3 protein-coding genes are annotated in these 15,511 nt (G+C 62.1%); all 3 read left to right on the forward strand.

The annotated features are described in order from the left end of the window. Nucleotides 1-276: 276 nt before the first annotated feature. The 3 genes from ACMYUN_RS23625 (at nucleotide 277) to ACMYUN_RS23635 (ending at nucleotide 15,481) form a co-directional block, all read left to right on the forward strand. Nucleotides 277-13,275 carry a non-ribosomal peptide synthetase gene (locus tag ACMYUN_RS23625; RefSeq protein WP_415761907.1) on the forward strand — a complete coding sequence of 4,333 codons (12,999 nt, stop codon included), beginning with the start codon at nucleotides 277-279 and terminating at the stop codon, nucleotides 13,273-13,275. Between the two features lie 192 nt (nucleotides 13,276-13,467). Continuing rightward, nucleotides 13,468-14,292 carry an alpha/beta fold hydrolase gene (locus tag ACMYUN_RS23630; protein WP_415761908.1) on the forward strand — a complete coding sequence of 275 codons (825 nt, stop codon included), beginning with the start codon at nucleotides 13,468-13,470 and terminating at the stop codon, nucleotides 14,290-14,292. Nucleotides 14,293-14,452: 160 nt separating this feature from the next. Further along, nucleotides 14,453-15,481 (forward strand): ParB/Srx family N-terminal domain-containing protein, encoded by a 1,029-nt coding sequence (locus ACMYUN_RS23635; protein ID WP_415761909.1) that lies wholly within the window; start codon nucleotides 14,453-14,455, stop codon nucleotides 15,479-15,481. The last annotated feature ends 30 nt before the right edge of the window (nucleotides 15,482-15,511 follow it).

Here is a 15,511-nt window from a genome sequence, read left to right on the forward strand (position 1 = left end):
TGTCAAATGAGAAAGAGAGGTATTGCTGTAAGGCGATGTGTTTTGCGAACTGCGACACGCCGCCGCACCCCAGCCCTGCTGGACGTCGCGCCTGCCGACTAATTATTTCCCCAGGTCATCCGTTCTCATTGGTGAATGGTGCCGGGTGCAGATCCCCGGCCCCAGCGCATTTCGATGCCTCGCGCGGTCGGCACAGACCGCGCCCCGCACGCCTCTCGACAGGTGTGACGCAGCTACCCGATTCCACTTGCAAGCCGAATTCAGGCAGGAAACCTCATGACCGACGCGTTCGAACTCCCCAGCACCCTGGTCCATGCCCTCAAGCGTCGCGCGGCCCTGACGCCGGACCGACTGGCCTTGCGTTTTCTCGCCGAAAACGCCGATCAGGCTGTGGTGCTCAGCTATCGCGAACTGGATCAAAGGGCGCGCACCATTGCCGCCGCGTTGCAGGCCGAGGCCGGTTTCGGTGAGCGTGCGGTGTTGCTGTTTCCCAGTGGCGCGGATTACGTCGCGGCGTTTTTCGGCTGCCTGTATGCCGGTGTGATCGCGGTGCCGGCCTATCCGCCGGAGTCCGCGCGTCGTCATCACCAGGAGCGTTTGCTGTCGATCATCGCCGACGCCGAGCCCAAGCTGTTGCTGACCAGCGCCGATCTGCGCGATGCCTTGCAGCAAATCGACGGCGCACCGCCGCTGTTGTGTGTCGACACCCTCGACAGCGCACTGGCCGAACAGTGGGTTGAACCGAGCCTGCCAGCCGAGCACATCGCCTTCCTGCAATACACCTCCGGCTCCACCGCGTTGCCCAAGGGTGTGCAGGTCAGCCATGGCAACCTGGTCGCCAATGAACTGCTGATCCGTCATGGTTTCGGCATCGACGTTAATCCGGACGATGTCATCGTCAGTTGGTTGCCGCTGTACCACGACATGGGGCTGATCGGCGGTCTGTTGCAGCCGATTTTCAGCGGCGTGCCGTGCATTCTGATGTCGCCGGCCTACTTCCTCGGCCGGCCATTGCGCTGGCTGGAAGCGATCGCCGAATACGGCGGCACCATCAGCGGCGGGCCGGATTTCGCCTACCGCTTGTGCAGTGAACGGGTCAGCGAGTCGGCCCTTGAGCGCCTCGATCTGAGCCGTTGGCGCGTGGCCTATTCCGGCTCCGAGCCGATCCGTCTCGATACCCTCGAGCGCTTCGCGGAAAAATTCGCTGCTTGCGGTTTCAGCGACAACAGTTTCATGGCCTCGTACGGTCTGGCCGAGGCGACCCTGTTTGTCGCTGGCACACCGCGCGGCACCGGCATCCCGGCGCTGCGCGTGGACGATCAGGCGCTGGCGCAAAACCGCGCCGAGCCGGGCGATGGCAGCGCGATCATGAGCTGCGGCATCAGCCAGCCTGAGCACGCGGTGCTGATCGTCGAACCGAATACCCTCGAAGAACTCGCCGATAACGCTGTCGGCGAAGTCTTGGCCGCCGGCCCGAGCATCGCCCACGGTTACTGGCGCAACCCCGAAGCCAGCGCCAAGACTTTTGTCCAGCACGCCGGCCGCACCTGGTTGCGCACCGGCGACCTGGGTTTTATCCGTGACGGCGAACTGTTCGTCACCGGGCGCCTGAAAGACATGCTCATCGTCCGTGGCCATAACCTCTACCCGCAGGACATCGAGCAGACTGTCGAGCGCGAAGTCGAAGTGGTGCGCAAGGGCCGCGTGGCGGCGTTCGCGGTCACTCACGACGGCGAAGAGGGCATCGGCATCGCTGCGGAAATAAGCCGCAGCGTGCAGAAAATCCTTGCGCCAGATGCGCTGATCAAAGCCATTCGCCAAGCCGTGGCCGAGGCGTATCAGGAGGCGCCAAGCGTGGTGGTGCTGCTCAATCCGGGCGCGTTGCCGAAAACCTCCAGCGGCAAACTGCAGCGCTCGGCGTGCCGCAATCGTCTGGCTGATGGCAGCCTCGACAGTTACGCGCTGTTCCCTTCGATCACAGCCGCAACGGAAAACGCGACCAGCAGCACTTCGGACCTTGAAGCGTTGATCGGGCAAATCTGGGCCGAGCAACTCAACGTCAAGCAGGTCAGTGGCGACGACCATTTCTTTCTGCTCGGCGGCAACTCGATCGCTGCCACGCAAGTAGTGGCGCGGGTTCGCGAAGCACTCGGTGTCGAGCTGAGCCTGCGCCTGCTGTTCGAAGCGCCAACCCTGTCTGCCTTCGCCGCCGCTGTGGCGCAGCTAAAACAGGACGGCGGCAGCGCTCAAGGTCCGATCAGCACCTTGTCGCGCAGCGAGCCGATGCCGCAGTCGCTGGCACAAAACCGTCTGTGGATCACTTGGCAACTCGATCCACAGAGCAGCGCCTACAACATTCCCGGCGGCCTGCGCCTGCGTGGTGAACTCGACGAAGACGCCTTGCGCAACAGCTTCCAGCAACTGATCGAACGCCACGAATCCTTGCGCACACGTTTCTTCGAGCGCGACGGCGTGGCATTGCAGCAAGTGCTTGCCGCTGCCGAATTCAACCTGCAACTGGTCGACATCAGCGACCTGCCAGCGCCCGAGCGTGAAGCCCGTGCCGAGCAGATTCGCGAAGACGAGGCGCGCACTCGGTTCGATCTGGAAAAAGGCCTGTTGCTGGCGGTGACACTGGTGCGTCTCGATGACGAAGAACATCAACTGCTGGTGACCCTGCACCACATCATCGCTGACGGCTGGTCGCTGAATATCCTGCTCGACGAATTCTCGCGTCTCTATGCCGCCGCTACCCAAGGTGCAACGGCGACGCTGGCAGCGCTGCCCACGCAATACGCCGATTACGGCAACTGGCAGCGGCAATGGCTGGCGCAAGGCGAGGGCGAGCGGCAACTGGCGTACTGGAAAGCGCAGTTGGGCGAAGAGCATCCGCCACTGGAACTGGCCACCGATCACCCGCGCTCGGCCAGACACAACCACAGCGCCGCACGCTACAGCGTGCGCTTGAGTAGCAAACTCAGCGAGGCGATCCGTCAGACTGCGCAGGCCCACGAAGCCACGCCGTTCATGCTTCTGCTCGCTGCCTTGCAAAGTTTGCTGCACCGCTACAGCGGTCAGCGCGACATTCGCATCGGCGTGCCCAACGCCAACCGTCCGCGCCTGGAAACCCAAAGCCTGATCGGCTTCTTCATCAATACCCAGGTGTTGCGTGCGCAAATCGATTCGCGCCTGACATTTGCCGAGTTGCTGAACCAGACCCGCCAAGCCGCACTCGGCGCCCAGGCACATCAGGATCTGCCCTTCGAACAACTGCTCGAAGCTTTCCCGCAGGCCCGCGAACAGGGACTGTTCCAGGTCATGTTCAACCATCAGCAGCGCGACCTCAGTGCACTCAAGCGCCTGCCGGGTCTGCTCGCCGAAGAACTGCCGTGGCACAGCCGCGAGGCCAAGTTCGATCTGCAATTGCACAGCGAAGAGGATCGCAACGGGCGTCTGAGCTTGGCGTTCGACTACGCCAGCGAACTGTTCGATGCCACGACCATCGAGCGTCTGGCCGAGCATTTCCATAATCTGCTCAGCGAGGTCTGCGAACAGCCAAAGCAGGCCATCGGCGATCTGTGCTTGCTGACCGCCAGCGAGCAGAGTCAGCAGAAGGACTGGAGCGTTGCTCCGTGCACCCCGGCGCAACACTGGCTGCCGGAACTGCTCGAGCAACAATTGCGCAACACCCCGCAACGCACCGCGCTGGTGTGGGACGGCGGTAGTCTGGATTTTGCCGAGCTGCACGCGCAAGCCAACCGCCTCGCCCATTACCTGCGCGACAAAGGCGTTGGCCCGGACGTGTGCGTGGCCATTGCCGCCGAGCGTTCGCCGCAACTGCTGATCGGTCTGCTGGCGATCATCAAGGCCGGCGGCGCCTATGTGCCGCTTGATCCAGATTATCCGGCCGAACGCCTCGCCTACATGCTCAGTGACAGCGGCGTTGAATTGCTCCTGACCCAGACGCAATTGCTCGAGCGTTTGCCGGCCAGCGACGGTGTCAGCGTGATCGCCATGGATGCGCTGCACCTGGATAAATGGCCGAGCCAGGCACCGGGCCTGCGACTGCACGGCGATAACCTCGCCTACGTGATTTACACCTCGGGTTCCACCGGGCAACCGAAAGGCGTCGGCAACACCCACGCCGCGCTGGCCGAGCGCCTGCAATGGATGCAGGACACTTACCGCCTCGACGAAACCGACGTGCTGATGCAAAAAGCGCCGATCAGTTTCGACGTCTCGGTGTGGGAATGCTTCTGGCCGCTGATCACTGGCGCGCGTCTGCTGCTTGCCGCCCCCGGCGAGCACCGTGACCCGCATCGCATTGCGCAACTGATCCAGAAGCACGGCGTGACCACGCTGCACTTCGTGCCGCCGCTGCTGGCGCTGTTCATCGACGAGCCGCTGAGTGCCGAGTGCACCAGCCTGCGCCGGGTGTTTTCCGGCGGTGAAGCCTTGCCCGCCGAGTTGCGCAACCGGGTACTGGCGCAATTGCCAGCGGTGCAGTTACACAACCGCTACGGGCCGACGGAAACCGCGATCAACGTCACCCATTGGCACTGCACAACTGCCGATGGCGAGCGCTCACCGATTGGCCGGCCGCTGGGCAATGTGGTCTGCCGCATCCTTGATGCCGATCTCAATCCAGTGCCGGCGGGTGTCGCGGGTGAACTGTGCATCAGCGGTCTTGGTCTGGCTCGCGGTTACCTTGGTCGTCCAGCGTTGACCGCCGAGCGTTTTGTCGTCGATCCACTGGGCGAGCAGGGCGCCCGTTTGTACCGCACCGGCGACCGTGCGCGTTGGTCCTCGGATGGCGTGATCGAATACCTCGGCCGTCTCGATCAGCAGGTCAAGCTGCGTGGCTTTCGCGTTGAGCCGGAAGAAATCCAGGCGCGACTGCTGGCGCAAAATGGCGTCGCCCAGGCCGTGGTACTGGTGCGCGAAACCGCTGCCGGTGGGCAACTGATCGGCTACTTCACGGCGAGCGATACGCAGGAAAATGCCGACCAACAAATCGCTCGGCTGAAGAACGCTTTGGCCGCTGAGCTGCCGGATTACATGGTCCCGGCGCAACTGCTGCGCCTCGACGCGATGCCGCTCAGCCCCAGCGGCAAACTCGACCGCCGCGCCTTGCCCGAGCCGCAATGGCAAGTGCGTGAACACATCGAACCGGTCACTGAGCTGGAGCAACAGATCGCCGGCATCTGGCGCGAGGTGCTCGGCCTGAGCCAGGTCGGCCTGCGTGATGATTTCTTCGCCCTCGGCGGTCACTCGCTGCTGGCCACGCAAATCATTTCACGCACACGTCAGGCCTGTGACGTGGAGCTGCCGCTGCGCACCTTGTTCGAGCACAGCGAACTGGGCGATTACGCCGAACAGATTCGCCTGATCCAGGTCAGCGGTCGCACCAATCAACAGTTGCCGATTGCAAAAATCGACCGCAGCCAAGCGGTGCCGTTGTCCTATTCGCAACAGCGCATGTGGTTCCTCTGGCAGATGGAACCGGACAGCCCGGCGTACAACGTCGGCGGTATGGCGCGCTTGCGCGGCGTGCTGCATGTCGAGCATTTCGAGGCCGCGTTGCAGGCGCTGATCCTGCGCCACGAAACCTTGCGCACCACATTCCCAAGTGTCGATGGCGTCGCCCGCCAACAGGTGCATGCCGAGACCGGTGTGCGCATGGGCTGGAAGGATTTTTCCAGCCTGCCGGCGCAGCTGCGCGAGCAACAAGTGCAACAACTGGCTGACGCAGAAGCGCACCAGCCGTTCGATCTGGAAACTGGTCCGTTGCTGCGTGCCTGTCTGGTCAAGACCGCTGAGCACGAGCATTACTTCGTCCTGACCTTGCACCACATCGTCACCGAAGGCTGGGCAATGGACATCTTTGCCCGTGAACTCAGTGCGCTGTACGAAGCGTTCGTCGATGAGCGCGAATCACCGCTCGCGCCGCTGCCGGTGCAATACCTCGACTACAGCGTCTGGCAGCGTCAGTGGCTGGAGTCCGGCGAGCGCCAGCGCCAGCTCGATTACTGGACCGCGCAACTCGGTCGCGAACATCCGCTGCTGGAACTGCCCGGCGACCGTCCGCGTCCACCGGTGCAGAGCCATCAGGGCGAGCTGTTCCGTTTCGATCTGAGCGACGATCTCGCTGCGCGGGTGCGGGCGTTCAATGCGCAAAACGGTCTGACCCTGTTCATGACCATGACCGCCGCGCTCGCCACATTGCTCTACCGCTACAGCGGCCAGACCGACCTGCGCATCGGCGCGCCGGTGGCCAACCGCATCCGCCCGGAAAGCGAAGGGCTGATCGGTGCGTTTCTCAACACCCAGGTGCTGCGTTGCCAGCTCGATGAGCAGATGTCGGTCGGCGAACTGTTCGAGCAGGTGCGCCACACCGTGATCGAAGGCCAGTCCCATCAGGATCTGCCGTTCGATCATCTGGTCGAAGCCTTGCAGCCGCCACGCAGCGCGGCTTACAACCCGCTGTTCCAGGTGATGTGCAACGTGCAGCGCTGGGAATTCCAGCAGAGCCGCACGCTCGCTGGGATGACAGTCGAGTATCTGGCCAACGATGCGCGGGCGACCAAGTTCGATCTCAATCTGGAAGTCACCGACCTCGACCATCGCCTCGGCTGCTGCCTGACTTACAGCACCGATCTGTTCGACGAACCGACCATCGAACGCATGGCCAGGCATTGGCGCAACCTGCTTGAAGCGTTGATCGCTGATCCGCAGCAACGCCTCAGCGAACTGCCGTTGCTCGACAACACCGAGCAACAGCACCTGCTCGACAGCCTTGGCGTCGAGCCGGGCGAACATCGTCTCGACCAGTGCATCCATCATCTGTTTGCCGAACAGGCACTGGCGCGCAAAGACGCGCCGGCGCTGACCTTCGCCGGGCAGACCCTGAGCTACGCCGAACTCGATGCCCGGGCCAATCGTCTGGCCTGGGCGCTGCGTGAGCGCGGCGTCGGCCCGCAAGTGCGGGTCGGTCTGGCGCTGGAGCGTTCGCTGGAAATGGTGATCGGCCTGCTGGCGATTCTCAAGGCGGGCGGCGCTTATGTGCCGCTGGATCCGGAATACCCGCTGGATCGTTTGCACTACATGATCGAAGACAGTCGTATCGGCTTGCTACTCAGCGATCGGGCGATGTTCGAAGCCCTCGGTGAGTTGCCGCCAAGCGTGGCGCGCTGGTGCCTGGAAGATGACAGTGCAGCGTTGGCCAGCTTCCCGGCCAGCGAGTTGCCGTTTATCAGCCTGCCGCAACATCAGGCCTACTTGATTTACACCTCGGGCTCGACCGGCAAACCGAAAGGCGTGGTGGTCTCCCACGGCGAAATTGCCATGCACTGTCAGGCCGTGATCGAACGCTTCGGCATGCGCCCGGACGACTGTGAACTGCATTTCTATTCGATCAACTTCGACGCCGCCACCGAACGTTTGCTGGTGCCGCTGTTCAGCGGTGCGCAGGTGGTGCTGCGGGCGCAAGGGCAGTGGGACGCGGAAGAAATCTGCGGCTTGATTCGCAGGCATCGGATCAACGTCCTCGGCTTCACGCCGAGCTACGGCAGCCAGTTGGCGCAGTTCCTTGCCACGCAGAATGACGTCCTGCCGGTGCGCATGATCATCACCGGCGGTGAAGCGCTGACTGGCGAGCATCTGCAGCGCATCCGCGCGGCGTTCCAGCCAGCGCTGTTCTTCAACGCCTACGGCCCGACTGAAACCGTGGTCATGCCGCTGGCCAGTCTGGCGCCGCAGGTACTGGAAGAGGGCGCCGGCAGTGTGCCGATCGGCAGTGTGATCGGGGCGCGAGTCGCCTACATTCTCGACGCCGATCTGGCCTTGGTGCCGCAAGGCGCGACTGGTGAATTGTTTGTCGGCGGCGCCGGTCTGGCTCAGGCCTATCACGACCGCCCGGGCATCAGCGCCGAGCGTTTTGTCGCTGACCCGTTTGCCGCTGATGGCGGACGCATGTACCGCACCGGCGACTTGGTGCGCCAGCGTGCCGATGGTCTGGTCGAGTATCTGGGGCGGATCGACCATCAAGTGAAAATCCGCGGTTTCCGCATCGAACTGGGCGAGATCGAAACGCGCCTGCTCGATCACCCTTCGATCCGCGAAGCAGTGGTGCTGGCGCTGGATGCGCCGAGTGGCAAGCAGTTGGTGGGTTACCTCGTTACGGAGGTCGCCGACCAGAGCGAAGCGCAACAGGCTGAACTGCGCGAAGCGCTCAAGTCGCACCTCAAGGCGCAACTGCCGGACTACATGGTGCCGACCCACCTGATGCTGCTGGCAAGCATGCCACTCACCGCCAACGGCAAACTCGACCGTCGCGCCTTGCCGGCGCCGGATCCGCAGCTCAATCGTCAGGACTATGTCGCGCCAAGCAATGAGCTGGAGCAGACCCTGGCGCAGATCTGGTGCGATGTGCTCAACGTCAGGCAGGTCGGCCTCAACGACAACTTCTTCGAACTCGGCGGCGACTCGATTCTGTCGATTCAAGTGGTCAGCCGCGCGCGTCAGCAGGGCATCCACTTCAGCCCGCGCGACCTGTTCCAGCATCAGACTGTGCAGACGCTCGCCGCCGTTGCCAGTCGCACCCAGCAAGTGACAGCCGAGCAAGGCCTGGTGGTCGGCGAGTCGCGTCTGACGCCGATTCAGCACTGGTTCTTTGATACGGACATTCCCCAGCGCCAGCACTGGAATCAGGCGCTGTTGCTGGAACCGACTGCGCGCCTCGAGCCGCAACGATTGCAGCAAGCTTTGCTGGCCGTGATCGAGCAGCACGATGCGCTGCGTCTGCGTTTCACTGAAACCGATGATGCATGGCAAGCGACGCATCAAGCGCTGACGAATGAGGATGTGCTCTGGCAAGTCAGCGTCGATTCGCTGGATCGGTGCGAATCTCTGTTCGCCGACGCGCAACGCAGTCTGCATCTGCACAACGGCCCATTACTGCGCGCAGTGCTGGTCGATGTTGCGGGTGGTCAGCAGCGCCTGTTCATCGCCATCCACCACTTGGTGGTCGACGGCGTTTCCTGGCGCGTTTTGCTGGATGATCTGCAAACCGCCTATCGCCAGCTCGACGCTGCGCAGCCGCTGAAACTGCCGGCGAAAACCAGCGCCTTCAAGGACTGGGCCGCGCGTTTGCAGGCTTACGCCGGCAGCGAATCGCTGCGTGAGGAATTGAGCTGGTGGCAGGCGCAACTGGCCGGGCCGAGCGCTGATATGCCTTGCGAAAACCCGCAGGGCGGCAGGCAGAATCGCCATGCGCAAACCGTCAGCGTGCGCCTCGACGCCGAGCGCACCCGACAGTTGTTGCAACAGGCGCCGAGCGCTTACCGCACCCAGGTCAACGACCTGCTGCTGACCGCGCTGGCCCGTGTGCTGTGCCGCTGGAGCGGTCAGCCTTCTGCTCTGATTCAACTGGAAGGCCACGGTCGCGAAACCCTGTTCGACGAGATCGACCTGACCCGGACCGTCGGTTGGTTCACCAGCGCTTACCCGCTGCGCCTGACCCCGCATGATGTCGAAGAAGCCGCCGGGCAGGGCGCTTCAATCAAAGCGATCAAAGAGCAATTGCGCGCCGTGCCGCACAAAGGTCTCGGTTATGGCGTGCTGCGTTATCTCGCCGATGAAGGCTGCCGCCAAAGCATGGCCGCGCTGCCGCAGGCGCCGGTCACTTTCAATTACCTCGGCCAGTTCGACCAGAGCTTCGGCAGCGATGCGCTGTTCCGTCCGCTGGATGAGGCGGTCGGTGCCGCCCACGATCCGCAGGCGCCGTTGCCCACCGAGCTGAGTGTCGACAGTCAGGTTTACGGTGGTGAACTGCTGCTGCGCTGGACTTTCAGTGCCGAGCGTTACGAGGCGCAAACCATTAACGATCTGGCCGCCGCTTACCTCGGCGAGTTGCAAAGCCTGATCGCCCATTGTCTGCAAGACGAAGCCGGCGGCCTGACGCCGTCGGACTTCCCGCTGGCGAGACTAACTCAGGCACAACTCGACGCCTTGCCGGTGCCGGCCGCGCACATCGAAGATGTCTATCCGCTGACGCCGATGCAGGAAGGCATGTTGCTGCACACCTTGCTCGAGCCGGGCACCGGTCTGTACTACATGCAGGATCGTTATCGCATCAACAGCGAGCTCGACCCCGAGCGTTTCGCCCAGGCCTGGCAAGCGGTGGTCGCCCGTCATGAAGCTTTGCGCGCTTCGTTCTGCTGGAACGTTGGCGAAGACATGCTGCAAGTGATTCATACGCCGGGACGTACGCCGATCGAGTATCTGGACTGGAGCGCCGTTGCCGAAAACGAGCAGGAACCACAGCTGCAAGCGCTGCTGAGAATCGAGCGCGAGGCCGGTTTTGATCTGCTCAATCAGGCGCCATTCCACCTGCGCCTGATCAAGGTCGGCGCGGCGCGCTACTGGTTCATGATGAGCAACCACCACATCCTCATCGACGCCTGGTGCCGTTCGCTGCTGATGAACGACTTCTTCGAGATTTACGCCGCCCTCGGTGAAGGACGCGAAGCACAGTTGAGCGTGCCGCCGCGTTATCGCGACTACATCGGCTGGCTGCAACGCCAGAGCCTGGCCGAGGCGCGGCAGTGGTGGCGGCAGAATCTGCAAGGCTTCGAGCGCACCACGCCGATCCCGAGCGACCGGCCGTTCCTGCGCGAACACGCCGGCGAAAGTGGCGGCATGATCGTTGGTGATCGTTACACCCGCCTCAATGTTGAGGACGGTGCACGGCTGCGGGAACTGGCGCAGGCTCATCAACTGACCGTCAATACTTTCGCCCAAGCGGCGTGGGCGTTAGTCCTGCGGCGCCTGAGCGGCGATCGCGACGTGCTCTTCGGCGTCACCGTGGCCGGGCGCCCGGTGGAGATGCCGGAAATGCAGCGCACTGTTGGTCTGTTCATCAACAGCATTGCCCTGAGGGTGAAGATGCCCGAGGACGGTCAGCGCAGCAGCGTGCGTCAGTGGCTGAGCGCATTGCTCGACAGCAACATGCAACTGCGCGAGTACGAATACCTGCCGCTGGTGAACATCCAGGAACAGAGCGAATTGCCCAAAGGCCAGCCGCTGTTCGACAGCCTCTTCGTCTTCGAAAACGCTCCGGTGGAAGTCTCGGTGCTCGACCGTGCGCAGAGTTTGAATGCGACCTCGGATTCCGGCCGTACCCACACCAACTTCCCGCTGACGGCGGTGTGCTACCCGGGCGATGACCTTGGCCTGCATTTGTCGTATGACCAGCGTTATTTCGACGAGTCGACGGTCGAGCGCATGCTCGCTGAGTTCAAGCGCCTGTTGCTGGCGCTGGTCGATGGCTTCCATGGCGACATGGCCGATTTGCCGCTGCTGGGCGACGAAGAGCGCGATTTCCTCCTGCACGGTTGTAACCAGAGTGGTCACGACTACCCGCTGGAGCAGAGCTACGTGGCGCTGTTCGAAGCGCAGGTCGCGGCGCAACCGCAGCGCATTGCCGCCAGTTGCCTCGATCAGCAATTGAGCTATGCCGAACTGAACCACAACGCTAACCGCCTCGGCCATGCTCTGGTCGCTGCCGGTGTGCGCATGGATCAACCGGTGGCGCTGCTGGCCGAGCGTAATCTCGACCTGCTCGGCATGATCATCGGCAGCTTCAAGGCCGGCGCTGGTTATCTGCCGCTGGATCCGGGCCTGCCGAGCCAGCGCCTGAGCCGCATCATCGAGCTCAGCCGCACGCCGTTGCTGGTGTGCAGCGCAGCCTGCCGCGAACAGGCGCAAACCCTGCTCGAGGAATTTGGCTGTTCGAATCGTCCGCGCTTGTTGGTGTGGGAAGAGGTCCAGGCGTCGGCCGCAGCGACGCACAATCCTGGCATCCACAGTGGCCCGGACAATCTCGCCTATGTGATCTACACCTCGGGTTCGACCGGGCTGCCTAAAGGCGTGATGGTCGAGCAGCGCGGCATGCTCAACAACCAGTTGAGCAAACGTCCTTATCTCGACTTGAGCGAGGCCGATGTGATCGGGCAGACCGCCTCGCAAAGCTTCGACATTTCCGTCTGGCAGTTCCTTGCCGCGCCGTTGTTCGGCGCGCGGGTCGACATCGTACCGAATGCGATTGCCCACGATCCGCAAGGTCTGCTGGCGCATGTACAGGCGCAGGGCATCACCGTGCTGGAAAGTGTGCCGTCGCTGATTCAGGGCATGCTCGCCGCTGATCACATGAGCCTCGACGGCTTGCGCTGGATGTTGCCGACCGGTGAAGCGATGCCGCCGGAACTGGCCCATCAATGGCTGCTGCGTTACCCGGACATTGGTCTGGTCAATGCTTACGGCCCGGCGGAATGCTCGGATGACGTGGCGTTCTTCCGCGTCGACATGGCGTCGACGCGCGGCAGCTATTTGCCGATCGGCACGCCGACCGACAATAACTCGCTGTACCTGGTCGATGGCGCGCTGGATCTGGTGCCGCTCGGTGCGGTGGGCGAATTATGCGTGGCTGGTACCGGCGTCGGTCGCGGCTATGTCAGTGATCCGCTGCGCACCGCGCCGGTGTTTGTGCCGAACCCGTTCGGCGCGCCGGGCGAACGCCTGTACCGCACCGGGGATCTGGCTCGGCGCCGCACCGACGGCGTGCTGGAATACGTCGGCCGCGTCGATCATCAAGTGAAGATTCGCGGTTACCGCATCGAGCTCGGTGAAATCGAAGCGCGCCTGCACGAACAACCGCAAGTGCGCGACGCTGCGGTGGGTGTGCAGGAAGGCGTCAACGGCAAGCATCTGGTGGGCTACCTGGTCGCAGCCGATGCAGCGCTCAATCCGGGCGAGCGCCTGGAACGGATCAAGCAGCGCCTGCGCGCCGAACTGCCGGAATACATGGTCCCGCTGCACTGGCTATGGCTGGAGCAAATGCCACTCAGTGCCAACGGCAAACTCGACCGCAAAGCCTTGCCGGCACTGGAAATCGGTCAGTTGCAGAGTGCGGATTATCTGGCGCCGCGCAATCCACTGGAGCAGACCCTGGCTGATATCTGGGCTGAGGTGCTGAAAGTGGAAAAGGTCGGCGTGCGCGACAATTTCTTCGAACTGGGCGGGCATTCGCTGCTGGCTACGCAAATTGCATCGCGGGTACAAAAAGCCCTGCAACGCAACGTGCCGCTGCGCGCGATGTTCGAATGCAGCACGGTGGAGGAACTGGCCGAATACATTGATGGACTGGCGGCCAGTGACATTACAGAGGAGAAAGTTGATCGGTTGAATGATCTGATGGCGGAGCTGGAGGGGTTGTAGTTCTTCAGCGCCTGGGCCGGCCTCTTCGCGAGCAGGCTCGCTCCCACACAGGATCTGTGGTGTTTACAAAACCTCTGTGGGAGCGAGCCTGCTCGCGAATGGCGTCTGTACATTGCCGTACATTTCCATCCTTGACGATCAACAACCGGCAGCTCAGGCTGCCGGTTCTGTTTTTTCTCGCGGAGGTGGTCGATGCCCTTTTTCACGGTTGACGGACAAGCACTGCACTACATTGAACAAGGCACCGGCCCGGCCGTGTTGCTGGCTGGCAGTTATCTCTGGGATCAAGCGATGTGGGCGCCGCAGATTGCCGCACTGACTGCGCACTATCGCGTCCTGGCCCTGGATCTTTGGGGGCATGGCGAGTCCGGCAAGTTACCCGAAGACACCACATCGCTGGATGACATTGCCCGACAGGCGCAGGCCTTGCTTGATCATCTGGACATCGACCGCGTCACTCTGGTCGGGCTTTCGGTCGGCGGCATGTGGGGCGCGCGTTTGGCATTGTCCGCACCGCAACGTCTCAACGGTCTGGTGCTGATGGACACCTACGTCGGCGTCGAGCCGGAACCGACCCGGCAGTATTACTTCTCGCTGTTCAAGCAGATCGAAGACAGCGGGACCATCTCCGAACAACTGCTCGACATCGTCGTGCCGATCTTCTTCCGCCCGGGCATCGACCCGCAGTCGGCGCTGTATCAGGACTTCCGCGCAAAACTGCAGGGCTACTCGCCCGAGCGTCTGCGCGACAGCATTGTACCGATGGGACGCATCACGTTTGGCCGCGACGATCTGTTGCCACGCCTGGGCGAGCTGAACCCGGCGTCGACACTGGTGCTGTGCGGCGATCAGGACAAACCGCGACCACCCTCCGAAGCCCGGGAAATGGCTGAATTGATTGGTTGCCCGTGTGTGCTGGTACCGAAGGCGGGGCATATCTCCAATCTGGAGAATCACGAGTTTGTCACTGAGGCGCTGCTGGCGTTTCTGGCCGAGCGCAACCGCAAGACCGAGTGAGCTTCATTCGCGAGCAGGCTCGCTCCCACAGTTAATCGCATTCTTGCTGAGGGAATGCAGTCAACCGTGGGAGCGAGCCTGCTCGCGAAAGGGCCTCTCAGGGCACAATACAATCGCGAGTGTGAAATTCATCTATAAAAGCATTTGATAAGGGAACGACGTGCAACAGTTCTGGTGGCGTGACCTCAAGGATCTCGAGGACAAGTGGGTTGGATTGAGTATTGAGGTCAACCGATCGAAATCAAGCAAACCGCCGCTTCATCTGCAAAGTGGCAACAACGGGCGGATGAAGTTGATGCTCAATGAAAGCCCACTCTTCTGGGCGACCATTGCCACCTCATATTACGGTGCTTGGCTGGTTCGCAATCCGCGGCCCGTTCAACTCGAATCGCCATCCGTGCCACCCATCGGTTCGGTTGACGTACAGGAGCACTTTGAATTACCCGTCCAAGAGCGCTTCCCGCGCTGGTGTCGCTATTTCATCAACCAGTTGATGAACAATCAGGCGGACTTTCTCTATCCCGGCCACTGGGTGGCGCGCCCTTTATTGCCAGCAGTTAGCCGATACAAACCCGTCGCAGGTCGGGATGGCTGGTATTTTTCCACCCCGGCCGATGCGTCCAGTCATTTGCCCAACTGGTACGCGCGCGGCGAGGGCATTCTCGACAATGTGCAACCGCACACCGTGCATTGGCTTGATTGGGATTTGGGGCACTTGATCGGTCTGCACACGGTGGACCCTTTGGCAGGTCGCCTCAAATGGTGGCGCAAAAAAGCCAGGGAGGGCAGCTTGCCGCCGGTCCTGCTCTGGTATGTGGGTGGGCTGTGTTCTTACGTGATCATCGATGGACATTACAGATTGCAGGCCGCGCTCGATGAAGGTGTCAAACCTGATTTCATTGTCCTGAGCTCGACCAAAGCCCAGCAAATCAAACCATGCGATGCAACGCAACAGCGCGTGTTCGGTTCGTTGTTATTGCAGAATGCGAAAAATCCCAAGTTCAACGTTCACACATTCAATCAAGCGCTGATCAATACGTTTGACGACCGTCCCTGGCATTGGGCGGGGACGCACGCTTGGGCCGGTATTCCCTCAGACCAAGCGTGGTGCGCTGAGGTGACAACCTTTCTCACGGAACAGGGAAAGACTGAGCACTTGCAGGACATTATCGAACGGTGTGAGTACTGATCAACCCGCACCGGTCAGTGCTTGTGAAGG

The sequence above is a fragment of the Pseudomonas sp. CP4 genome (assembly GCF_047758505.1).
GTDB lineage: Bacteria > Pseudomonadota > Gammaproteobacteria > Pseudomonadales > Pseudomonadaceae > Aquipseudomonas > Aquipseudomonas fluorescens_AO.